This window comes from Streptomyces sp. CB02400 (genome assembly GCF_001905725.1).
GTDB classification, from domain to species: Bacteria; Actinomycetota; Actinomycetes; order Streptomycetales; family Streptomycetaceae; genus Streptomyces; species Streptomyces atrovirens.
The window spans coordinates 24884-47302 of record NZ_LIWB01000003.1 but is presented as its reverse complement, the minus strand read 5'-3'; the positions used below and the strand labels follow the sequence as shown (position 1 = coordinate 47302).

Here is a 22419-nt window from a genome sequence, read left to right as displayed (position 1 = left end):
GGCGTCCCGTGGGACCGTCGCTGAGCTCGGTGGCCTCGGTGATCCGGCCGACCTCGGTGAACGGGACCTCGAAGGCGGCCCGATACACGGCGACGGAGGGTGGCGAGGAGAGACCGGAAGACGCCCCGAGCAGGCGCCGGACTTCGCGGGAGCGCGGGATACGCCCTGGTCACCTCGGCTTTCAGAGCCGCCTTTGACGCCGGGCGCCCTGTAGCCCCAAGGTCCGGGCCGGAGAAGCGGTGCAGGCTCCCCTCGCACCAGCTGACACAGGCCGTCAGGACCTGGACCCGGCCCTGCACGGACGACGTACTCGTCCACCAGGAGACACACGCCAGCCGCCCGCGCGGTGAACCGTCCCGCTCCCCGCCTCCCCGTCACCCCGAGGCCAGCTGTTCCGCTATCTCACTGATCCAGCCTGCGGTCTTCGCCGGGTCGTCGAGGGTCTGCGCCCACGCTTCAGGATCCAGCTTGTGGTCGGTGGGGCCCGCTTTGAGAGCGATGAGGAGGGCCCTCGCGGATTCCCTCATCTCGGGCGTCGTGTCGCCGCTGCCGGGGACGCCGGGACCCGCCGCCAGGGCGTAGATCTCGCGCGCCATGGCCTGGCGTTCACCCTTCGACACCTTCTTCCAGAACGTCAGGGCGTGCTTCAGCGAGTCACCGCGGGATGCGGCCTTCTCCGGGGTCTCGCCCTCCGGCGCCCAGCGTTCGGGGTGGCGTTTCTCCTCGTAGCGCTTCGTGGCGGCGCGGAGCGCCTTGTACAGGGTGACGCCGAGGACGAGGCCGGCGCCGGCCCCGGCGAGGCCCCACCCGACCGGGTTGCTCGCCAGCCCGGCCGTTCCCGCCGCGACCGCCGTCACGACGCCGGCCGCGGCCTTGGTGGACTCGCCCACCGCGCCGCCGATCGCCTCCTTGCCGATCTTGGTAAGCTGCTTTTTCTTCGCGTACTCCTGCGCCCTGGTCAGCCTGTCCGCCTCCCCCTCCCACTTCCTCTCCGTGCGCTGGATGGTCTCGGCGGTGTCACGGACCTCACCCATCGCCTCCCAGGCGGCGTCGATGGCCTCGGAAACGAGCTCCAGCCGTTCCTCGCCCTCGTGGTCCCAGTAGGCGTCCAGCGCTACGTACGCCTCCGCCGCGGCCCATTCGGCCTGTTCCCGTGACTCGTTCAACCGGGTCAGCGCAACCGGCTGAACGAGGTGGGGGTCTTCGAGCTCCTTCACCCTCTTGTACTTGCGGGCCGCTCCCCCGACCCGGAAGGCCGCCCGTACGCCCTTGATCGCACCGACGGAAGCGCCGGCGATACCGCTCGCCTCGGACGCCACCGCGGCGTCCGCCGCCTTCTGGACCTTGGTCGCTTCCTTGGCGATGGCGGCGCTGTAGCTTCCCGAACCGGCGGCGCCGATGACCGCGTCGGTTCCCTTGGTCCTGGCCTTCTTCTGCGCCGTGTGGTGCTTGGCCCCGGTCTCGTGCGTCTTGGCGTCCTTCATGTTCTTGTACGCGTCCATGCCACTGACCACGGTGCCGGCGGCCTCCGTGAGGAGGTTCCCCGACGCGGCGGAGGTCCCCGAGGCGGCGGAGGAGTGCTTGAGGCCCTCGTTGGCCGTGGCGGCGGCCTGCTGGGTGAAGCCCGCGTTGACGGGGGTCTGCACTCCCTTGATGAAGGTGTCGATGGGCTCGAGGTTCTTCTTGAACCTGTCCAGGAGCCCGGCGATCCGGTCGCGACAGCTCTTCTTCGCTCCGGCGGACGCGTCACCGTTCTCCGGCGCCTTCCCCTTGTCCGCGCTCCTGGCACGCTGCACCACCGCGGCCGTGGCCCGGTTGCCGGCGCTGGACTGCATCTGGAGGAGGGCCTGCCCCACCGGGTTTCGGGGCGGGCTCCCGGCCCGGTTCCCTTCCTGACGCTGCCGGACCGACGTCAGGACGGCCGCGGACTGCCGTGCCGAGGCGCGGTGGGCCGGGGTGCTCATGGACATACTTCTCCTGCGGCCGGACGGGGTGAGGCGAAGGTAGCCAGGCACGGCCAACGGAAGGGGTACCGCGGGGAAACTCTTCGGGGATGCCCCGGAATGACGTCGCGGAAGAAACGGGCGCCGGGGCACGCGGTGGCCCGGCACCCCATGGGGAGTACGCGGCAGCGGGACGGCGGGCGCGTGCACACGGTCGCGCCGTGCCGGACCGGCGAAGGCGGCGACGATCCGTGGCGGGGTGTCCGGGGCGTGGCGACGGCGTCCCCATGCCGGTCACGGCGCGGGGGCCGCCCGGGCCGGCTCCCCCGCCCAGCCGCCGACGAGGCGCCTCCCGCCGGGATTCGGCCCTGGGGCTTCCGCCCTCGAGCGGCGGCCGGGAGGACGGCGTCCGCGTCGAAGTCCGCGACGACCTCCCCGGCATGGTCCCCGTCCGCGACGGCAAGAACCCGACCGGCCCTGTGACGGTGCTGGACGGGGCGGCCCGGCAGCCCTTCGCCGACTGCGTCAAGGGCGGTTCCCTGGAGGGCGGTTACGCAGAACGGGCCCCGGTGACGTGCCGAGACCCGTTCCGGGACAAGGGCTGCCCTCCACCTCGCAGAGCACGCGCCTCACCCCGGTCGACGCTCAGCCCCTCAGCGCGTCCGTCGCCTGCCCCGCCACCGGAACGCTGCCGACCGACGGCGCCTGGGCGACCGGCCCGGTCACCTCCCGTGAGTCCACCGGCCGGAAGTCGGCCACCTGTGTGCCGACGCCGTTGTCGAGCGGGTCCACGCCCGTGCCGGCGAGCGGGTTGGGCTTGAGGTCCGCGACCGTGCCCACGGCCCGGCCGGTGTCGTCGAGGAGCGAGTCGGAGTCCGCGGCCGCCGCCGTCGCCGCGCCGGCCCCGAGCGCCACCGATGCGGTCGCGAGCACGGCCAGGGCGCGTCGGACGGTCGGCGTCTTGGGTGCCTTGTGACGGGCCATCGCTCTACCACCTGTCGTCTCACTGGGTGATCGGGTCGACGCGAAGAGTAGTCGAGGTGTGACGCGCGCTTCAAAGCCGTACCGCGGGGCGTACGCCGCCCGGGTGATGCCTCAGACTGGTGTCCCGTGAGTTCCCAGTCGCCCATATCCGCGCGAGTCGTGCTGCTCTGCGGCCCCTCCGGCTCCGGCAAGTCCCTCATCGCGGCCCGTTCCGGTCTTCCCGTGCTGCGCCTCGACGACTTCTACAAGGAGGCCGGCGACCCGACCCTCCCCCTCGTGACGGGCAGCACGGACATCGACTGGGACCACCCGAGCTCCTGGGACGCGGACACCGCCGTCGCCGCGATCGAGCGGCTGTGCCGCACGCGTCGTACGCCGGTTCCCGTCTACGACATCTCGCTGAGCGCCCGTACCGGCGAGACGGCCGTCGACATCGGCGGGACCCCGCTGTTCATCGCCGAGGGCATCTTCGCCGCGGAGATCGTCGAGCGCTGCCGTGAACTCGGCCTGCTGGCCGACGCGCTGTGTCTGAACCGCGGCCCGGTGCGGACGTTCCGGCGGCGGTTCCTGCGGGACCTGAAGGAGGGCCGCAAGTCGGTGCCGTTCCTGCTGCGCCGCGGCTGGCGGCTGATGCGGCTGGAGCGGTCGATCGTGGCCCGTCAGACGGCGCTGGGCGCGTACGCCTGCGACCGGGACGAGGCGCTGGGCCGCCTCGCGAGGGCGGCGGTCGCCGGGCGTACGGCGACGGGGACGAGCACGCCGGCCTAGCGGGACGCCCGCCCCACCGGGCGCATACGAAAGGCGGGACTGGGCGGGCCCCCCGGCCCTCCAGTCCCGCTGTTTCGCACTCCCCCGTGATCCCCCGTGTTCTCCCCGGATCCCTCTTGGTCCCCCGGATCCGCAGAGGTCCCCCGTGACCCCCTCGTGCTTCCCCCTTCGGTCCCCCGCTTGTCACGGCGACGTCCCCCGTCGCCCCCGCGTCCCCCCACTCGTCACGGCGATGCCCCCCGGCATCCCCGCGGTCCCCCGCTTGTCACGGCGACGCCCCCCGGCGTCCCCATGACTCCCCCGTACCTTCAGGCGACAAGCTCCCCGAAGGCGTCCTCCTCGTCACGGCCGAAGCTGAGGACCTCGTCCTCGCGCAACCGGCGGAGCGACCGCCAGATGCTGGACTTCACCGTGCCGACACTGATGCCGAGGATGTCCGCGATCTCCGGGTCCGTGCGGCCCTCGTAGTAACGCAGGACCAGCATGGTGCGCTGGAGCTCGGGCAGCCGGGCCAGCGCCTGCCACAGCACGGCGCGCAGCTCGGTGCCGCGCATCGCGTCCGTGTCACCGGCCGTCTCCGGCAGTTCCTCGGTCGGGTACTCGTTCAGCTTGCGGCGGCGCCACGCGCTGATGTGCAGGTTGGTCATGGTGCGGCGGAGGTATCCGCCGACCGCCGCCTTGTCGCTGATCCGGTCCCACGCCCGGTAGGTCGAGAACAGCGCGCTCTGCAGCAGGTCCTCGGCCTCGAAGCGGTCGCCGGTCAGGTGGTAGGCGGTGGCGTACAGGGAGGCGCGGCGCTCCTGGACGTAGGCGGTGAACTCCGCCTCCGACAGCGAGCGGCGCTCCCCCGAGCCCTCCCTGTACGCGTTCCCCCCGTTCGTGTCCCCCGTGGGTGCGTCAACCACCGTCATGATCGTGGTGTGCTGACGCCCGGTGCCGCGGGCGCACCCCCGCATGCCCGCCGCACCGGACTTCTCGGAACCCCGGTGCACGTCGTGCAGACGCGTGATCACTGCGCTGGTGCTGGTGCCGTGCAGCGTGTTCATCTCGCGCCCCCCGTCGTGGACTTCCGGTGTTCTGTCCTGCTGTTGTGCTTGTGCCGAAAAGCTTGCCCGGGGACCTTCATGGCCGTGTCAGCCGACTGTCACAGGCGTGTCACAGAGGTCGGTCACGGTGGGTCCACGGATCCTTCACAGGTGTCCGTGCACGTAGCGGCACGTATGCGGGCTCAATGGGCATCTGCCGTCCACGGGTCGAACAGGGGGCCCTCCATGGGCCAGAATGAGCCCGTGCCTTCCCTGTTGCTGATCGAGGACGACGACGCCATCCGTACGGCCCTGGAGCTCTCACTGACGCGCCAGGGTCACCGGGTGGCGACCGCTGCCAGTGGTGAGGACGGTCTGAAGCTGCTGCGTGAGCAGCGGCCGGATCTGATCGTGCTGGATGTGATGCTGCCCGGCATCGACGGGTTCGAGGTGTGCCGGCGCATCCGGCGCACGGACCAGTTGCCGATCATCCTGCTGACCGCGCGCAACGACGACATCGACGTGGTGGTCGGGCTGGAGTCCGGCGCCGACGACTATGTCGTCAAACCGGTCCAGGGCCGGGTGCTGGACGCCCGGATCCGGGCGGTGCTGCGGCGCGGGGAGCGGGAGTCCACCGACTCGGCGACCTTCGGCAGTCTGGTCATCGACCGTTCGGCGATGACGGTGACGAAGAACGGCGAGGACCTCCAGCTCACGCCGACCGAGCTGCGGCTGCTCCTCGAGCTGAGCCGGCGGCCGGGGCAGGCGCTGTCCCGCCAGCAGTTGCTGCGGCTGGTGTGGGAGCACGACTACCTGGGCGACTCGCGTCTGGTGGACGCGTGTGTCCAGCGGCTGCGCGCCAAGGTCGAGGACGTGCCGTCGTCCCCGACCCTGATCCGTACCGTGCGCGGTGTCGGCTACCGACTGGATCCGCCTCAGTGACACAGGAGCACGACGGGGAGACCCGCGGCTGGTCCGCGGCGCGCAAGGGAGTCTGGTCACGGCTGCGGTTCACCAGCCTGCGGCTGCGGCTGGTCGTGGTGTTCGGGCTGGTCGCGCTCACCGCTGCGGTGTCCGCGTCCGGCATCGCGTACTGGCTGAACCGTGAGTCGGTGCTGACCCGTACCCAGGACGCGGTGCTGCGCGACTTCGAGCAGGAGATGCGCAACCGGGCGGGCTCGCTGCCCGAGCGTCCGACGCAGGACGAACTGCAGCACACCGCCGGGCAGATGGCGACCAGCAGCCAGCGCTTCACCGTGCTGCTGGTCGCCGAGAACCCCGACGGGCGGACCGTGTACGGCAGTTCGGGCGGGCTGAACGGCTTCTCGCTGCAGGACGTGCCGGTCTCGCTGCGCGAGGCGGTGACCGAGCAGCAGGAGATCACGTCGAACAACAAGTACCCGCACCACCTGTACTGGCAGCGGATCGTCGACGGCGACACCCCGTACCTGGTGGCGGGGACGCGGGTGATCGGCGGCGGGCCGACCGGCTACATGCTGAAGTCGCTGGAGCCGGAGGCGAAGGACCTCAACTCGCTGGCCTGGTCGCTGGGGATCGCCACGGGGCTGGCGCTGATAGGTTCCGCGCTGCTCGCGCACGCGGCGGCCACGACGGTGCTGAAGCCGGTGCAGCGGCTCGGTGTCGCCGCGCGGCGGCTCGGTGAGGGGAAGCTGGACACCCGGCTGCGGGTGTCGGGCACCGATGAACTGGCGGATCTCTCCCGGACGTTCAACAAGGCGGCCGAGGCGCTGGAGAAGCGGGTGGCGGACATGGCGGGGCGCGACGAGGCGTCCCGGCGGTTCGTGGCGGACATGAGCCATGAGCTGCGTACGCCGCTGACCGCGATCACGGCGGTGACGGAGGTCCTGGAGGAGGAGCTGGAGTCCGAGGGCGGCGGCATCGACCCGATGATCGAGCCCGCGGTACGGCTGGTGGTGAGCGAGACCCGGCGGCTGAACGACCTGGTGGAGAACCTGATGGAGGTGACCCGCTTCGACGCGGGCACCGCCCGGCTGGTCCTCGACGACGTCGACATGTCCGACCAGATCACCGCCTGCATCGACGCGCGTGCCTGGCTGGACGCGGTCGACCTGGACGCCGAGCGCGGCATCCACGCCCGGATCGACCCGCGCCGGCTGGACGTGATCCTGGCGAATCTGATCGGGAACGCGCTCAAGCACGGCGGGTCGCCGGTGCGGGTCTCGGTGCGGGAGGACGGCGCGGAGGGCGCCGGGGACGGGGGCGCGGTGGTCATCGAGGTGCGGGACCACGGTCCTGGCATCCCGGAGGAGGTCCTGCCGCACGTCTTCGACCGCTTCTACAAGGCGAGCGCCTCGCGTCCGCGTTCCGAGGGAAGCGGCCTGGGTCTGTCCATCGCGCTGGAGAACGCCCACATCCACGGCGGCGAGATCACCGCGGCCAACTCCCCCGAGGGAGGTGCCGTGTTCACCCTGCGGCTGCCGCGGGACGTGTCCGCGCAGAGCCCTTCGGAGAAGGACGGCGACGTCGAGGACGAGGGCGCCGGGGGGGACGCCTGATGAACGTACGGACTGCCCCGCGGCGTACGCGGGGACTGCTCGCGGCGGGGGCGCTCGCGGTGCTGCTCGCCGGGTGCGGGATACGGGCCACGGAGGTGCCGACCGACTTCGGTCCCGCGCCGTCGCGGGTGCGCTGCTCGCCGGCCGGGCCGGAGGCGTCGACGCAGGCGGAGCGGGGGCTGCCGGTGCAGGTGTTCCTGCTGTGCGGGTCGTCGCTGGTGGCCGTCGACCGGACGGTGCGGGTGCCGGACGGGGCGGCGGACTCACGGCGTGTGCTGGTGGCGCAGGGGCTGCTGGACGAGTTGTCGCGGGAGCCGTCGTCCGCCGAGCAGCAGGCCGGGTACAGCACGCGGGTACGGCGCGGCATGACCGTGGGCAGTCCGCGGCCCGGCGATCCCAAGGACACGCTGCGGCTGAGCGCCGCGCCCGCGGACCTCACCTCCGCCGGGCTCGCGCAGATCGTGTGCACCTTCTCCGACTCGGCGGCGGCCGAGGGCGACGGCTCGGTGATCCTGGGCGGCCCCGACGACGCCCGGCCGCGCCGCTACGAGTGCACGGACGAGGTCCGGTCCCGTCCGGACGAGGAGGAACCGCCGTCCTCGGAGGCCACCGGCGGGTGAGCCCGCGGCTGTGGCGCACGCCTCATCCGGTGAACGGGTGACATCCCGGAACCGATCGTGCCGAAGGCCGCGTCTAGGGGGTCGTGCAGCGTCAAGGCCTCATCGGCGGCTCCGCCGCGACCCGTATCCGTGTGACAGGGGGTCTCCTCCTGGGCGCGTATCTCGCGTTCGTCGCCTGGTACACGCTGCGCCCCCTGGACGTCCCCTGGGTGATGCCCGCCAATCTGCGGCCGCTGGACGGCATCCGGGGCGACTTCGCGCTGGGCTGGGCGACGGGGGTCCGCCGGATCTGCGAGGGGCTGGCGCTGCTCGCGCCGCTGGGTGTGCTGCTGCCGATGGCCGGGGGCCGGCTGGCCGTCTCGCGGCTGGGTTCGCTGATCCGCGCCATGGCGGCGACCGCGCTGGTGTCGCTGGCCATCGAGATGCTGCAGACGGCGGTGCCGGGCCAGGTCGTGGACGTCGACTCGCTGCTGCTGAACACGGCGGGCGCGGCACTCGCGCATGCGGCGGTGGTGCCGGCGGGCCGCGCCTGGCTGCGCCGCCGGGCGGCACGGCACTCCGTCACGCCCCTCCTCCCGGAGGAGCCGGCTCAGGGTAGGACCCCGACGATTCCCAGGGTCGGGATCGCCCCATGGAGCGACGCTTTGCCCCCTTCGTCTCCGTAGCGTGGAGTGCACAGAGGCAGCCGGTCGGGAGGCCTCGCACCACTCACGAAGGAGCCGCGATGAGCCGCCTCGCCCGCCCCACCAACGACCGCATGATCGGCGGAGTGTGCGCCGCGCTGGCCCGGCGCTTCGGTACCTCCGCGACCACGATGCGGGTGATCTTCCTGCTGTCGTGCCTGCTTCCGGGCCCGCAGTTCCTGCTGTACATAGCGCTGTGGATCCTGTTGCCGTCGGAGGACAAGGCCCGGGCGGCCTGGTAGCTCCGCGGCGCCGTCTCCCGCGAGTACGCCGATGGGGCGCGACCCGGTTCCGGGTCGCGCCCCATCGGTGCGTTTCCGCCTGGCGGGTCAGACCCCGATCGGCGTCCCGTTGAGGGTGGCGACCTTGGTGGGCAGCTCCTGCAGCGGCATGCCGCCGAGGAGACCGGAGGTCGCGGCCTCGGGGCCCACCTGCCGGGCGGCCGGCTGCGCCGCCACGCCGGTGCCGACCAGCTCCTGGCCCGTCGCCAGCGCCCGGTCCGAGCCGGGCAGCGCGGTGGACAGCTTCTCCGCCGGTACGGCCCGGTTGACGGTGTCCAGCGCCGGGGCGGCGTCCGGGACGGCCGGGGCCGCGTTGGCGGCGCCGGCACCGGCGGCGGCGAAGGCGGCACCCAGCACGGCGACACCGAGGGTCTTGGCAGCAGACTGCTTCATGTAAATGCGTCCTCGAAATGGGATACGGGGAGTGAGCGGTGCTGAGACCGTAAACACGGGGCCCCTCCCGCCGCAAACATCGAAATGCGGACGGATGGTGAACGTCGACGGTGTTCACGTTTCCCGCGGACGCCGCTCTCAGCTTTCCTTTTCCGGAGAACCGCTGGTGGAGGCCGCCTGGCGGAACAGCCATTCGGACTTCAGCTCGGCGTATCCGGGCTTGACGACGTCATTGATCATGGCCAGTCGTTCGTCGAAAGGAATGAAAGCCGACTTCATCGCATTGACGGAGAACCACTGCATGTCGTCGAGCGTGTAACCGAATGCCTCGACCAGGTGCTCGAATTCCCGGCTCATGGTGGTGTGGGACATCAGACGGTTGTCGGTGTTCACCGTGGCCCGGAAGTGCAGCCGGCGCAGCAGGCCGATGGGGTGCTCCGCGTACGAGGCGGCGGCCCCGGTCTGGAGGTTGGAGCTGGGGCACAGCTCCAGCGGGATGCGCTTGTCGCGGACGTAGGAGGCCAGCCGGCCGAGCTCGACCGTGCCGTCGCCGCGGACCTGGATGTCGTCGATGATGCGCACCCCGTGTCCCAGCCGGTCGGCGCCGCACCACTGGAGGGCCTGCCAGATGGACGGCAGCCCGAACGCCTCGCCGGCGTGGATGGTGAAGTGGTTGTTCTCCCGCTTCAGGTACTCGAAGGCGTCGAGGTGCCGGGTGGGCGGGTAGCCGGCCTCGGCGCCCGCGATGTCGAAGCCGACGACGCCCAGGTCCCGGTAGCGGTTGGCGAGTTCGGCGATCTCCAGGGCGCGGGCGGCGTGCCGCATCGCGGTGAGCAGGGCGCCGACCCGGATGCGCCGGCCGTTCTCCCGCGCGCGCCGCTCGCCCTCCCGGAAGCCCTCGTTGACCGCCTCGACTACCTCTTCGAGGGTCAGTCCGCCTTCGAGGTGCTGCTCGGGCGCGTAGCGCACCTCGGCGTAGACGACACCGTCCTCGGCGAGGTCCTCGGCGCACTCGGCGGCGACCCGGACGAGGGCGTCACGGGTCTGCATGACGCCGACGGTGTGCGAGAACGTCTCCAGGTACCGCTCCAGGGAGCCGGAGTCGGCGGCCTCCCTGAACCACAGGCCGAGCTTGTCGGGATCGGTCTCGGGGAGCTGGAGGTACCCGCTCTCGCGGGCCAGGTCCACGACGGTGCCGGGGCGCAGCCCGCCGTCGAGGTGGTCGTGCAGCAGAACCTTGGGCGCCCGGCGGATCTGCTCCGTGGTCGGGGTGTTCGCGATGGTCTGGCTCGTCATTTCCGCACTCTAACTCCTACGCGCGTAGATCACCGGGTGGGTGAAAGCGCCGATACGTAACAGTGATCGCACGGCCGGGTGGAGTACACCCGCACTTCTGAGAATGTTCTGTCATGGCACAGGAAGCGATGCCGGTTCGCACGGCCCGGCTGGGGAGGGCGCTCGGCCCGGAGCCGACGGCGGTGGGCGGAGTGGTGCTGCTGCTCCCCGGCGGCGAGGAGGTGTCCGGCCGCAGACCGTCCGCCGTGCTGGCGGCCGCCTCCGTACGCGCTCTGGGGCGCCGTCTCACCCGCGCGGGCCGCGACGAGAGTCTCGCCGCCCATGTCGTCCACTACCGCTACCGGGGCTGGAACGGCAGCGAGGCGCATCTCGCGCGCGACGCCGTGTGGGCCGCCGACGAGGCCGTACGGCGCTACGGGGACGTCCCCGTCTGCCTCGCCGGACTCGGCATGGGCGGCAGGGCCGCGCTCCGCGCGGGGGGCCACGAGGCCGTCAACTCCGTGCTGACGCTGGCACCCTGGCTGCCGGAGGAGGACGTGGCGGCGCCACCCGAACCGGTGAAACAGCTCGCCGGGCGGCGGGTGCTGATCGTGCACGGCACGAATGACGCGCGCAGCGATCCCGAGTTGTCGTTCCGGCTGGCGGCGCGGGCGAAGAAGGCGAACCGGGAGGTGTGCCGGTTCGAAGTCCACTCGGACGGGCACGGGTTGAGTCAGTACCGGGATGAAGTGCTGGCGCTGTCCGAGGACTTTGTGATGGGGGTGTTGTTCGGGCGGGCGTTCTCGCGGCCCGTGCAGGATGCTTTGGCTGCGCCTCCGCCGTTGGGGTTGCGGATGCCGCTTGCTGCGGGGTTCGGCAAGTCCTTGCGGCGGTAGCGCCGGTGGGGTTCATGTCGTGGCGCGACTGCGGGCCGTCAGTGGCTGGTCGCGCCCACGCGGCGAAGCCCCGTATCGATACAGCCCCGCGCCCCTGGGTGAGTTGCCCCTGCGCCGACAGCAAGTTACTCCTCCTTGGGTCGGGAACGAGCTGCCCCCTCAGGTCGGCAGCAAGGTGCCCCTCTTGCTGAGCAGGAACTTCTTGAAGGCTGCCACGGGGGGTGTGTCCGGGTGGCCGGCGAGCCAGGCCACGCCGATTTCTCTTGCTGCCCTGGGGGCCGTGACCGTCAGTTCGACCACTCCGGGGCGGGGGAAGGCCGGCGGGGGGAGGAGGGCCACGCCCAGGCCCGCTGCCACCAGGCCGCGCAGGGTTTCGGCCTCCTCGCCCTCGAAGGCGATGCGGGGTCTGAAGCCGGCCTGGGCGCAGAGGTCGTCGGTGATGCGGCGGAGGCCGTAACCGGGTTCCAGGGTCACGAAGGTCTCGTCGGCGGCCTCGGCCAGGCGGATGCGGCGGCGGCCGGCGAGGCGGTGGTCGGCGGGGACGACCAGGCGCAGCTTCTGCTCGTCGAGGCGGCGGGCGACCAGGTCGGGGGCGTCGGGCACCGGGGAGGTCAGGCACAGGTCGAGTTCGCCCGCGCGGAGGCGTTCCAGCATGGCCTCGCCGTAGTTCTGGACCAGGCTGAAGCGGATGCGCGGGTGGTCGGCGCGGAAGGCGTGCAGCAGGCCGGGGACGGTCTCGGCACCCATGGTGTGCAGGAAGCCGAAGGCGACCTTGCCGGTGGCGGGGTCGGCGTCGGCGCGTACCTCGTCGGCGGCGCGCTCGATCTCGGCGAGGGCGCGTTCGACGGAGGTGAGGAAGGTGCGGCCGGCCGGGGTGAGGGAGACGGTGCGGCCGTGGCGGGCGAACAGTTCGACGCCCAGGTCCTGTTCGAGGCGGACCATCGCGCGGGAGAGGGTGGACTGCGGGACCTGCATCTCCTGGGCGGCGCGGGTGACGTGCTCGGTGCGGGCGACGCCGGCGAAGTAGGCGAGGCGGGGTGCGAGCAGTCTCGACATGTCGTCCGTGTCTTGTGTGTCACTGGTCTGTGACAGTCTCCTCCGTGACCTCTGCTGATGCACCATGGGAACGATTATGGCGATTCCGTGCATTGGACGGATGAGCGGGGGCGTACGTAGCTTCGAGGCATGACTCCCGCCAGTACCGGGGCGTCCACCAGCGTGGGCGCCGTCGCATCCGTTCCCTCCGCCCAGCCGCCTGTCTCCGAGTCCCGGATGTCTCCGGGCGGACCCGGTTACCGCCGGATGAGTCTCGCCCTGTTCCTCGCGGGCGTCGCGACCTTCGCGCTGCTGTACTCCACCCAGGCCCTGCTGCCGCTGATCTCCGGCGACTTCGCGGTGAGCGCGGGGGACGCGAGCTGGACGGTGGCGGCGGCCACCGGTGGGCTGGCGCTGTTCGTGCTGCCGATGAGCGCGCTGTCGGAACGCTACGGACGGCGTACGGTCATGACGGCGTCCCTGGCCGTCGCGGTGACCCTCGGACTGCTGGTGCCGTTCGCGCCGTCACTGGGCGCGCTGGTGGCGCTGCGCGCGCTGCAGGGTGCGGCGCTGGCCGGACTGCCGGCGTCGGCGACGGCGTATCTCGCGGAGGAGGTCACGCCGAAGGCGCTGGTGACCGCGATCGGGCTGTTCGTCGCCGGTAACAGTGTCGGCGGGATGAGCGGCCGGGTGATCACCGGCTGGGTGGCGCAGGAGTGGGGCTGGCGGGTCGCCGTCGGGGTGATCGGCGTGGTCGCGGTGGCGTGCGCGGTGGCGTTCCGGCTGCTGCTGCCGGCGCCGAGGCACTTCCGGGCGGGCTCGCTGCGGCCGGGTGTGCTGGTGCGCACGGTCCGGGGGCATCTCGCCGATCCGCTGCTGCGGCGGCTGTACGCGATCGGCGCGCTGTTCATGACGGTGTTCGGCGGTGTCTACACGGTGATCGGCTACCGGCTGACCGAGGCGCCGTTCTCACTGCCGCAGGGCATCGTGGGCTCGATCTTCCTGGTGTACCTGGTCGGCACGGTCTCGGCGTCGGCGGCGGGGCGGCTGGTGGGGCGGCTGGGCCGCCGGGGCGCGCTGTACGCGGGTGGCGGGACGACCGCGGCGGGGCTGCTGCTGTCGCTGGCGGGGTCGTTGCCGGTGGTGCTGCTGGGGCTGGTGCTGATCACGGCGGGGTTCTTCGCGGGGCACGCGGTGGCGTCGTCGGCGGTCGGGAAGACGGCGACGGTGGGGCGGGCGCAGGCGTCGGCTCTGTATCAGTCCGCGTACTACGTCGGGTCCAGCGTGGGGAGCACGGTGGGGGCGCTCGCGTTCCACGCGGGGGGTTGGGGCGGGACGGTGGGGGTCGGGCTGGTGGCGGTGGCCGGAGTCGCGGCGATCACCCTGGCCGGGACGCGGGCGGCGGCGCGGGCGGCTGTGGTCCGCCCGGCCTGATTTTCCTCGCCCCCGCCGCCCCCACCCGTCCCGTCCTCCGGGGGCGCTGCCCCCGGGCTTTCGCTCCTCGAACGCCGGAGAGGCTGAATTTCAGCCTCTCCGGCGTTCGAGGAGCGGGGTCCGGAGCGGAACCCCAGGTTCGGAACGGGTGGGGGCGGCGGGGGCGAAACACTCCTGCGCCAGCCCTCTCTCCCCCCCTGACCTGCACGTTCGTCCGCACGGCGGGCCGTTGTCAGTGGGCTGCGGTAGCTTCCGAAGTGGTGGACCAAGACGACACCACATGGGGTGGGTGGACGATGACGAACGGCACCGCGACGACAACCGACCTGGACGCCAGGCTGGAGGCGTACCGGGTCGAACTGACCGGGTACTGCTACCGGATGCTGGGCTCCTCCTTCGAGGCGGAGGACGCGACGCAGGACACGATGATCCGCGCCTGGCGCAGCTTCGACAAGTTCGAGGGCCGCTCCAGCCTGCGCTCGTGGCTGTACCGCATCGCGACCAACGTCTGCCTGGACATGCTGACGGCGGGCAACAAGCGGGCGAGGCCGATGGACCTGACCGAGTCCACCCCGCTGGCGCAGGCGGCGCTGTCCCCCCGCCCGGACAACACGTGGCTGGAGCCGATGCCCGACTCCCGGGTGCTGCCCACCCCCGCCGACCCGGCGGAGGCGGCGGTCGCCAAGGAGTCGGTGCGGCTCGCCTTCATGGCCGCGCTGCAGCAGCTGCCGGCCAAGCAGCGGGCGGTGCTGATCCTGCGCGAGGTGCTGGCCTGGAAGGCGAGCGAGGTCGCCGAGCTGCTGGGCACCTCGGTCGCGTCGGTCAACAGCGCGCTCCAGCGGGCCCGGGCGACGCTCGCGGAGCGGCAGCAGCCGGGCGCCGACGCGTCGGTCTCCGACCCGCTGGACGAGGAGCAGCAGAAGCTGCTCGACCGCTATGTCGCGGCGTTCGAGGGGTACGACATGTCGGCCCTGACCGCGCTGCTGCACGAGGACGCCGTCATGACGATGCCGCCGTTCGACCTGTGGCTGACCGGCACCGAGGACATCACGGGCTTCATGACGACGCTGGGCGCCGCCTGCGCGGGTTCGCGGCTGATACCGGTGGAGGTCAACGGCCTGCCGGGGTTCGCGCAGTACAAGCCCGACCCGGAGGCCGGCGGCTTCACACCGTGGGCGGTCCAGGTGCTGGAGATCTCAGACGGCCGGATCACCGGGTTCCACTGCTTCCTCGACACCAAGCGGTGGTTCCCGCTGTTCGACCTGCCCCTCCGTCTCGAAGCGGAGGCCGACCAGGTCGAGCAGGGCGCATAGCGCCGGGGAGGGATCGCGCAGCCGTATCCGGCCCCCGGCCCGGCGGGCGGTGAGCTGGAGCCGCGCGAGCAGGTTCACGGCGGCGAGACCGGCCGGCCCCAGCCCGGCGACATCGCACACGACCACCCGGCCCGAGCCACCGCCGCCGCTGTCCATCAGCGCCCGCAGCGCGTCGCAGGGCCCGCTCACCTCGTCCGGGACGAGAGGGCCGTTGAGCACGAGTACGGGCGGTGTCATGGCATCCACGACCGGTAGACCGGGCGGCAGCACGTAACTCATCGCGAGCGGCCGGCGCCGTGAGGATCACATTGACCTGGGCGCGGCCCTCCCCGGAGGGTTGGCTGTATGTGCCATAGATCATCCTCGCCCGCGGTGTCCGGTGCCCTTCGCATCCGCGAGGAGCTGCCGTGCAGGGGGTGCTGAGCGGGTTCCTGGTGATCGCCGTCGTCATCGGCGTCGGCTATGTCATCGGCCGCCGGGGGCATCTCGGCGCACAGGGCCGCGAGGTCCTGACGAAGCTGGCGTTCCATGTGGCGTCCCCGGCGCTGCTGTTCACCACGCTCGCGCAAGCCGACCTGTCGGTGGTCTTCTCCAGCCGCCTCCTGGTCACCGCGCTGAGCACGGCGGCGGTGGCGGGCGTCTTCGTCGCCGTGGGTGTCGTACGCGGCTGGGGCGTGGGCCGCACCACCATCGGCGCCCTGTGCTCCAGCTACGTCAACTCCGGGAACCTGGGAATCCCTATCGCGGTGTACGTGCTGGGCGACGCCTCGCTCGTGGCGCCGGTGCTGCTGTTCCAGCTGGTCGGGGTCACGCCGATCGCGCTGACGATCCTCGACCTGTCGACGGCGGGCGAGAAGCAGCCGCTGTGGCGGCGGCTGCTGACCCCGTTGCGCAATCCGATCGCGGTGGGGTCGCTGGCGGGGGTGGCGGTGTCGGCGGCCGGGGTCGAGATACCGGGGCCGGTCTGGGACCCGGTGACCCTGATCGGCAACATGGCGGTCCCCGCCGTACTCCTCGCCTTCGGCATCTCACTGCGCGGCAGCGCACTGCCCCTGCGGGGCGGTGACCGAGGCGCCGTCCTCCTCGCCGTGGCGCTGAAGGCGGTGGGCCAGCCCCTGGCCGCCTGGGCCCTGGCGGTCGGCGTCTTCGGCCTGCGCGGCGCACACCTGCTCGACGTGGTGGTGACCTCGGCCCTCCCGGCCGCCCAGAACCTCTTCACCTACGCCAGCAGCTACCGGGTGGGCGAGAAGCTGGCCCGTGAGGCGATCCTGGTGTCGACGGTGCTGTCGGTGCCGGTTCTGGTCGTGGTGGCGGCGTTGCTGGGGTGACTGCGAACGGGACCGGTGGGGGTCCACCGGTCCCGTTCACCCGAGTGAGGAGACTCCAGGTCAGGCGATGCGTTCCAGCACCACCGGCGTGGCGGAGAAGTCCGTGCCGGAGGCCTCGATGTCGTAGGAGCCCTCGATCGACCGGAGCGCGTAGTCGAAGCGGTCCGGGGTGTCCGTGTGGAGGGTCAGGAGGGGCTGGCCCTCGGTGATCCGGTCGCCGGGCTTGGCGTGGAGTTCGACGCCCGCGCCCGCCTGGACCGGGTCCTCCTTGCGGGCGCGGCCCGCGCCGAGGCGCCAGGCGGCGACGCCGATGCCGTAGGCGTCGAGGCGGGTCAGGACGCCGGAGGCCGGGGCCTTGATGACGTGCTGTTCCCGGGCGACCGGCAGCTCCGCGTCCGGGTCGCCGCCCTGGGCCGCGATCATGCGGCGCCAGACGTCCATCGCGGAGCCGTCGGCGAGGGCCTTCGCCGGGTCGGCGTCGCGCAGGCCCGCCGCGTCCAGCATCTCGCGGGCCAGGGCGAGGGTCAGCTCGACGACGTCCGAGGGGCCGCCGCCCGCCAGGACCTCGACCGACTCGCGGACCTCGAGGGCGTTGCCGGCGGTCAGGCCGAGCGGGGTGGACATGTCGGTGAGGAGGGCGACCGTCTTCACGCCGGAGTCGGTGCCCAGGCCGACCATGGTGCGGGCCAGTTCGCGGGCGTCGTCGATCGTCTTCATGAAGGCGCCGGTGCCGACCTTCACGTCCAGGACCAGGGAGCCGGTGCCCTCCGCGATCTTCTTCGACATGATCGAGGAGGCGATGAGCGGGATCGCCTCGACCGTGCCCGTGACGTCCCGGAGGGCGTACAGCTTCTTGTCCGCCGGGGCCAGTCCGTCGCCCGCCGCGCAGATCACGGCGCCGGTGCCGTCGAGCACCGACAGCATCTCCTCGTTGGAGAGCAGCGCGCGCCAGCCGGGGATCGACTCCAGCTTGTCGAGCGTGCCGCCGGTGTGGCCGAGGCCGCGGCCGGAGAGCTGGGGGACGGCCGCGCCGCAGGCGGCGACCAGCGGGGCCAGCGGGAGGGTGATCTTGTCGCCGACGCCGCCGGTGGAGTGCTTGTCGGCGGTGGGGCGGGACAGGGACGAGAAGTCCATGCGCTCGCCGGAGGCGATCATCGCGGCCGTCCAGCGGGCGATCTCGCTCCGGTTCATGCCGTTGAGGAGGATCGCCATGGCGAGGGCCGACATCTGCTCGTCGGCCACCTCCCCGCGGGTGTACGCGTCGATCACCCAGTCGATCTGCTCGTCGCTGAGTTCGCCGCGGTCCCGCTTGGTGCGGATGACGGAGATGGCGTCCATGGCCATGGCTGGCGTTCCTTCCGAAGGTGCGAAGGGTGCGGCCCCTCCGGTCGACGGTATCGACGGGTGTCGACGGTCGCTCGGAGGGGCCGTACGGGAATTACTTGGTGAGGTGCTGCGGGCCGAAGGCCTGCGGCAGCATCTCCGACAGCGGCAGGATCCCCGCCGGGGTCTCCAGGAGCAGACCGGGGCCGCCGAACTCGTACAGGAGCTGGCGGCAGCGGCCGCACGGGACGAGGATCTCGCCGTCGCCGTCCACGCAGGTGAAGTGCGTGAGCCGGCCGCCCCCGGTGCGCTGGAGTTCGGAGACCAGTCCGCACTCGGCGCACAGGCCGAGTCCGTACGAGGCGTTCTCGACGTTGCAGCCGGACACCGTGCGTCCGTCGTCGACCAGGGCCGCCACTCCGACCGGGTAGCCCGAGTAGGGGGCGTAGGCGTGGGACATGGCGTCCCGCGCCACGGCGCGCAGCGCATCCCAGTCGGTGTCGGCCGCGGTGGACCCGGCGGAGGTCACTTGCCCTGTCCCTTCCGGTACGGCATCCCGTCCGCCTTCGGCATGCGCAGCCGCTGGGCGGAGAGCGCGAGGACGACGAGGGTGATGACGTACGGCGTGGCGGAGACGACCTGGTTGGGGACCTCGTTGGTGGTGGCGTACCAGGTCCAGACGAGGGCGCCGATGACCAGGGTGATCACCGCGTTGACGTACTTCTTGCGGATGGCCAGCCAGATCGCGCCGATGACCAGCAGCAGCGCGCCGAGCAGCAGCAGGGCGTGCACGTTGGCGGAGCCGCCGCGCAGGTTGAGGCTGTCGGTGTAGCCGAAGAGGCCGGCGCCGATGGCGAGGCCGCCGGGCATCCAGTTGCCGAAGATCATCGCGGCGAGGCCGATGTAGCCGCGGCCCGAGGTCTGGCCCTCCAGGTAGAAGGGGTTGGCCACGATGGAGAGGAAGACGCCGCCGAGGCCGGCCAGACCGCCGGAGATGATCACGGCGAGGTACTTGTACTTGTACACGTTGACGCCGAGGGACTCGGCGGCGATCGGGTTCTCGCCGCAGGAGCGCAGGCGGAGGCCGAAGGCCGTGCGCCACAGGATCCACCAGGTGGCGGGGATGAGCGCGACGGCGATCAGGGTCAGCCAGGAGACGTCGGTGACCAGTCCGCCGAGCAGGCCGGCGATGTCGGAGACGAAGAACCAGCCCTTGTCGTTGAGGTCGCTCAGCGCGTCGGAGAGTCCCGGCACGGTGAAGTGGCCGAGGGAGTCGACCGCCGGGGACTGCTTGGCGGAGCCGCCCTGGTGGCCCTCGAAGGCGAGCGGGGCGAGGTAGCGGGTGGCGCCGAGGGCGAGGATGTTGATGGCCACACCGGAGACGATGTGGTTGACGTTGAAGGTGATCGTGACGATGGCGTGCAGCAGGCCGCCGAGGCAGCCGCCGATGATGCCGACGAGGACGCCGGTCCACGGACCCCACTGGAATCCGGCCCAGGCGCCGAACCAGGTGCCCAGGATCAGCATGCCCTCGAGGCCGATGTTGACGACGCCCGCGCGCTCGGCCCACAGGCCGCCGAGACCGGCGAGGCCGATCGGGACGGCGAGCTGGAGGGCGGTGGACATCTGGCTGACGTTGGTGATGCCGTCCGCGCCGGTGATCAGGCGGACGATCGAGACCAGTGCCAGGGCCCCGGCGATGACCAGGAGCAGTACGGGCCACGACATGCGGCGGCCGGTCGGCGGTGCGTGCTCCAGCGACGGCTGGTTGACGTCGGTCGCTGTGGTCGGAGCGGTCATCGGCCGGCCACCTCCTTCGTGGTGTTGTTGTCGGCGCCCAGGACGTGCCCTGCGGCGAGCTCCGCGCCGACCCGGCGCTGCTGGCGGCGCAGGCCCCACTCGCGGACGGCCTCGTAGGAGACGACCACCGAGAGGACGATCAGGCCCTGCATGATGACCGCGATCTCCTTGTCGTAGCCGTGGAAGTCCAGCTCGGGCGAGGCCTTGTCGAGCCAGGCCCACAGCAGGGCGGCGAAGGCGATGCCGACCGGGCTGTTGCGGCCGAGCAGGGCGATGCCGATGCCGAGGAAGCCGATGCCGGTGGGGAAGTTGAGGTTGTAGGTGTGGGAGTCGCCGAGGAGGATCGGCAGGCCCGCGAGGCCGGCGATGGCGCCGGAGAGCAGCATGGCGGTGAGGACCATGCGCTTGGGGTCGACGCCGCTGGCGGAGGCGGCGGACTCGGAGGCGCCGGAGGCGCGCAGGTCGAAGCCGAAGCGGGTGCGGTTGAGGGTGACCCAGTAGCCGATGCCGAGCAGGACGGCGAGGACCACCAGGCCGTAGATCTCGCCGGCCGCGCCCATGTCGATGCCGGGGATCCAGCCGGACTCGTGCATCTCGCCGGTGGTGCTGTTGTTGCCGATCTTGACGCCGAAGACGTCCGGCTTCCACATGTAGACGATGAGCGAGGTGGCGATCGCGTTGAGCATGATCGTGGCGACGACCTCGCTGACGCCGCGGGTGACCTTGAGGACACCGGCGATGCCGGCCCAGAAGGCGCCGGTGAGCAAGGCGGTCAGCAGCAGCAGCGGGACCTGGAGGAACGCCGGGAGGGCGGCGTGCGCGCCGACGACGGCGGCCATCATGGCGCCGAGCTGGTACTGGCCGTCGACGCCGATGTTGAACAGGTTCATGCGGAAGCCGATGGCGACCGCGAGGGCGGCGATGTAGTACATCGAGGCCTGGTTGATGATCAGGACCTGGATGTCGGAGAAACCGGCCTGCTCGAACATCAGGGCGAACGGTTCGACCGGGTTCTTGCCCGAGGCGATCAGGACGATCGCGCTGAGCACGAAGGCCACGGCGAGCGCGATGACCGGCCCGGCCACCGCGAGGAGTACGCGCTCCTTGTCGAACTTCTTCATCAGCGGGCCTCGTCTTCCGCACCCTGGCCGCCGTCGGCCGGGGTCTCTTCGTGCTCCAGGTGGCCCTCGGCGGCGCCGGTCATGGCGGTGCCGAGTTCCTCCGGGGTGATGGTGGCCGGGTCGGCGTCCGCGACCAGCTTGCCGTCGTAGATCACCCGGAGGGTGTCGGACAGGCCGATGAGCTCGTCCAGGTCGGCGGAGATCAGCAGGACGGCCAGGCCCTCGCGGCGGGCCTCGCGGATGTGGTCCCAGATGGCGGCCTGCGCGCCGACGTCCACACCGCGGGTGGGGTGGGCGGCGATCAGGAAGCGCGGCTTGTGGCTCATCTCGCGGCCGACGATCAGCTTCTGCTGGTTGCCGCCGGACAGGGAGGCGGCGGTGACGTCGATGCCGGGGGTGCGGACGTCGTACTCGGTGACGATCCGGCGGGTGTCCTCCTGGGCGGCCTTCGGGTCGAGCCAGACGCCCTTGGCGTTGGGCTTCTCGGTGACGTGGCCGAGGATGCGGTTCTCCCAGAGGGGGGCCTCCAGGAGCAGGCCGTGGCGGTGGCGGTCCTCGGGGATGTAGCCGATGCCCTGCTCGCGGCGCCTGCGGGTGGCCCAGGAGGTGATCTCCTCGTCGGCCAGCCGGATGACGCCGGAGTCGGCGTGCTTCAGGCCGATGAGCGCGTCGACCAGCTCGGTCTGGCCGTTGCCCTCCACACCGGCGATGCCGAGGACCTCGCCCGCGTGGATGGTGAAGCTGATGTCGTCGAGCAGGGCCTTGCCGCCGGGGGCCGCCAGGCGCAGCTTGTCGACGGTGATGACGGGGCGGTCGGTGACCGTGGACTCGGCCGTCTCGGGGGTGGGCAGCTCGCTGCCGACCATCAGCTCGGCGAGCTGGCGCGGGGTCGTCTCGGCGGGGACGGCCGTGCCGACCGTGGTGCCGCGGCGGATGACGGTGATCTCGTCGGCGACGGAGAGGACCTCGCCCAGCTTGTGGGAGATGAAGATGACCGACAGGCCCTCGGCCTTCAGCTCGCGCAGGTTGTCGAAGAGGGCGTCGACCTCCTGCGGCACGAGGACGGCGGTGGGCTCGTCGAGGATCAGGGTGGTGGCGCCGCGGTAGAGGACCTTGAGGATCTCCACGCGCTGGCGGGCGGCGACGCCGAGCTCCTCGACCAGGACGTCGGGGCGGACGCCGAGGCCGTAGCGGTCGGAGAGCTCCTTGATCCTGCGGCGGGCCTTGCCGCCGATGCCGTGGAGCTTCTCGCTGCCGAGGACGACGTTCTCGAGGACGGTGAGGTTGTCGGCGAGCATGAAGTGCTGGTGCACCATGCCGATGCCGCGGACGATGGCGTCGGCGGGCGAGGAGAAGCTCACCTGTTCGCCGTGGATCGTGATGGTGCCCTCGTCCGGCTTCTGCATGCCGTAGAGGATCTTCATCAGGGTCGACTTGCCGGCGCCGTTCTCGCCGACGAGGGCGTGGACGGTGCCCTTGCGGACCGTGAGGTGGATGTCGTGGTTGGCGACGACACCGGGGAAGCGCTTGGTGATGCCGGCGAGTTCGACGGCGGTCACCGAATCGTTGACCGCCGCTCCGGCCGGAGGGCTGCTGGACGCGTTGATGACGCACTCTCCTGGGGACGGGGGCCGTCTACGCGCGTAGCGCCCCTACGGCA

Annotated in this window: 22 protein-coding genes; 10 read left to right on the top strand and 12 right to left on the bottom strand. The window is 71.7% G+C overall.

Annotated features, from left to right (window positions below; genetic code table 11):
* Window positions 1–374: 374 nt before the first annotated feature.
* A complete protein-coding gene (locus AMK33_RS08330) occupies window positions 375–1964 on the bottom strand; it encodes a hypothetical protein (protein WP_073932581.1) in 1590 nt (529 codons plus the stop codon).
* Between the two features lie 624 nt (window positions 1965–2588).
* Entirely contained in the window at window positions 2589–2927 is a 339-nt protein-coding gene (locus AMK33_RS08325; protein ID WP_073932130.1) for a hypothetical protein, read from the bottom strand.
* Window positions 2928–3053: 126 nt separating this feature from the next.
* Here AMK33_RS08325 and AMK33_RS08320 point away from each other — a divergent pair, with 126 nt between their 5' ends.
* The gene (locus AMK33_RS08320) at window positions 3054–3695 is read left to right on the top strand and encodes a uridine kinase family protein (RefSeq protein ID WP_235618017.1); all 642 of its coding nucleotides are present in this window, start codon (window positions 3054–3056) and stop codon (window positions 3693–3695) included.
* A 308-nt stretch (window positions 3696–4003) separates the two neighbouring features.
* On the opposite strand, the gene AMK33_RS08315 is transcribed toward AMK33_RS08320, so the two are convergent.
* On the bottom strand, window positions 4004–4741 hold the full coding sequence (locus tag AMK33_RS08315; RefSeq protein ID WP_073932129.1) for a SigE family RNA polymerase sigma factor: 738 nt from the start codon (window positions 4739–4741) through the stop codon (window positions 4004–4006).
* 243 nt (window positions 4742–4984) lie between these two features.
* Here AMK33_RS08315 and afsQ1 point away from each other — a divergent pair, with 243 nt between their 5' ends.
* From afsQ1 to AMK33_RS08290, 5 genes are all read left to right on the top strand, one after another.
* Window positions 4985–5662 carry a two-component system response regulator AfsQ1 gene (gene afsQ1 / locus AMK33_RS08310; RefSeq protein WP_158075115.1) on the top strand — a complete coding sequence of 226 codons (678 nt, stop codon included), beginning with the start codon at window positions 4985–4987 and terminating at the stop codon, window positions 5660–5662.
* Window positions 5659–7257, top strand: a complete 1599-nt coding sequence (locus AMK33_RS08305) for a sensor histidine kinase (RefSeq protein WP_073932128.1) — start codon at window positions 5659–5661, stop codon at window positions 7255–7257. Before afsQ1 ends, AMK33_RS08305 begins: the two co-directional genes overlap by 4 nt.
* The gene (locus AMK33_RS08300; RefSeq protein WP_073932127.1) at window positions 7257–7877 is read left to right on the top strand and encodes a hypothetical protein; all 621 of its coding nucleotides are present in this window, start codon (window positions 7257–7259) and stop codon (window positions 7875–7877) included. Before AMK33_RS08305 ends, AMK33_RS08300 begins: the two co-directional genes overlap by 1 nt.
* Window positions 7878–7960: 83 nt before the next feature.
* Window positions 7961–8542 (top strand): VanZ family protein, encoded by a 582-nt coding sequence (locus AMK33_RS08295; protein ID WP_073932126.1) that lies wholly within the window; start codon window positions 7961–7963, stop codon window positions 8540–8542.
* Between the two features lie 59 nt (window positions 8543–8601).
* Window positions 8602–8802 (top strand): PspC domain-containing protein, encoded by a 201-nt coding sequence (locus tag AMK33_RS08290; protein WP_073932125.1) that lies wholly within the window; start codon window positions 8602–8604, stop codon window positions 8800–8802.
* Between the two features lie 87 nt (window positions 8803–8889).
* Here AMK33_RS08290 and AMK33_RS08285 read toward each other — a convergent pair whose 3' ends face one another.
* Together AMK33_RS08285 and AMK33_RS08280 are read right to left on the bottom strand one after the other, a co-directional pair.
* Window positions 8890–9234, bottom strand: a complete 345-nt coding sequence (locus AMK33_RS08285; protein ID WP_073932124.1) for an ATP-binding protein — start codon at window positions 9232–9234, stop codon at window positions 8890–8892.
* 138 nt (window positions 9235–9372) lie between these two features.
* Window positions 9373–10530 carry an adenosine deaminase gene (locus AMK33_RS08280; RefSeq protein ID WP_073932123.1) on the bottom strand — a complete coding sequence of 386 codons (1158 nt, stop codon included), beginning with the start codon at window positions 10528–10530 and terminating at the stop codon, window positions 9373–9375.
* Between the two features lie 113 nt (window positions 10531–10643).
* Here AMK33_RS08280 and AMK33_RS08275 point away from each other — a divergent pair, with 113 nt between their 5' ends.
* Complete coding sequence (locus tag AMK33_RS08275; RefSeq protein WP_073932122.1) at window positions 10644–11405, top strand: alpha/beta hydrolase; 762 nt, start codon at window positions 10644–10646, stop codon at window positions 11403–11405.
* Between the two features lie 159 nt (window positions 11406–11564).
* Here the strand turns inward: AMK33_RS08275 and AMK33_RS08270 are convergent, their stop codons facing one another.
* Window positions 11565–12527 carry a LysR family transcriptional regulator gene (locus AMK33_RS08270; protein ID WP_073932121.1) on the bottom strand — a complete coding sequence of 321 codons (963 nt, stop codon included), beginning with the start codon at window positions 12525–12527 and terminating at the stop codon, window positions 11565–11567.
* Window positions 12528–12590: 63 nt separating this feature from the next.
* On the opposite strand from AMK33_RS08270, the gene AMK33_RS08265 reads away from it, so the two are divergent.
* Together AMK33_RS08265 and AMK33_RS08260 are read left to right on the top strand one after the other, a co-directional pair.
* Window positions 12591–13874 carry an MFS transporter gene (locus tag AMK33_RS08265; protein WP_073932120.1) on the top strand — a complete coding sequence of 428 codons (1284 nt, stop codon included), beginning with the start codon at window positions 12591–12593 and terminating at the stop codon, window positions 13872–13874.
* Window positions 13875–14170: 296 nt separating this feature from the next.
* Window positions 14171–15187, top strand: coding sequence for a sigma-70 family RNA polymerase sigma factor (locus tag AMK33_RS08260; protein ID WP_073932119.1), 1017 nt, complete (start codon window positions 14171–14173; stop codon window positions 15185–15187).
* Here AMK33_RS08260 and AMK33_RS08255 read toward each other — a convergent pair.
* Window positions 15071–15466, bottom strand: a complete 396-nt coding sequence (locus AMK33_RS08255; protein ID WP_073932118.1) for an STAS domain-containing protein — start codon at window positions 15464–15466, stop codon at window positions 15071–15073. The genes AMK33_RS08260 and AMK33_RS08255 overlap by 117 nt on opposite strands.
* A gap of 128 nt (window positions 15467–15594) precedes the next feature.
* Between AMK33_RS08255 and AMK33_RS08250 the strand changes: the two genes are divergently transcribed.
* A complete protein-coding gene (locus AMK33_RS08250) occupies window positions 15595–16515 on the top strand; it encodes an AEC family transporter (protein WP_073932117.1) in 921 nt (306 codons plus the stop codon).
* A 60-nt stretch (window positions 16516–16575) separates the two neighbouring features.
* On the opposite strand, the gene AMK33_RS08245 is transcribed toward AMK33_RS08250, so the two are convergent.
* From AMK33_RS08245 to AMK33_RS08225, 5 genes are all read right to left on the bottom strand, one after another.
* Window positions 16576–17853: a thymidine phosphorylase gene (locus AMK33_RS08245; protein ID WP_201263006.1), complete on the bottom strand. Its 1278-nt coding sequence runs from the start codon at window positions 17851–17853 to the stop codon at window positions 16576–16578.
* Between the two features lie 100 nt (window positions 17854–17953).
* On the bottom strand, window positions 17954–18367 hold the full coding sequence (locus AMK33_RS08240) for a cytidine deaminase (RefSeq protein WP_073932115.1): 414 nt from the start codon (window positions 18365–18367) through the stop codon (window positions 17954–17956).
* On the bottom strand, window positions 18364–19638 hold the full coding sequence (locus AMK33_RS08235) for an ABC transporter permease (protein WP_073932114.1): 1275 nt from the start codon (window positions 19636–19638) through the stop codon (window positions 18364–18366). Before AMK33_RS08235 ends, AMK33_RS08240 begins: the two co-directional genes overlap by 4 nt.
* Entirely contained in the window at window positions 19635–20759 is a 1125-nt protein-coding gene (locus tag AMK33_RS08230; RefSeq protein WP_073932113.1) for an ABC transporter permease, read from the bottom strand. The genes AMK33_RS08235 and AMK33_RS08230 overlap by 4 nt, the downstream gene beginning before the upstream one ends.
* Complete coding sequence (locus AMK33_RS08225; RefSeq protein WP_073932112.1) at window positions 20759–22318, bottom strand: ABC transporter ATP-binding protein; 1560 nt, start codon at window positions 22316–22318, stop codon at window positions 20759–20761. The genes AMK33_RS08230 and AMK33_RS08225 overlap by 1 nt, the downstream gene beginning before the upstream one ends.
* Between the last annotated feature and the right edge of the window lie 101 nt (window positions 22319–22419).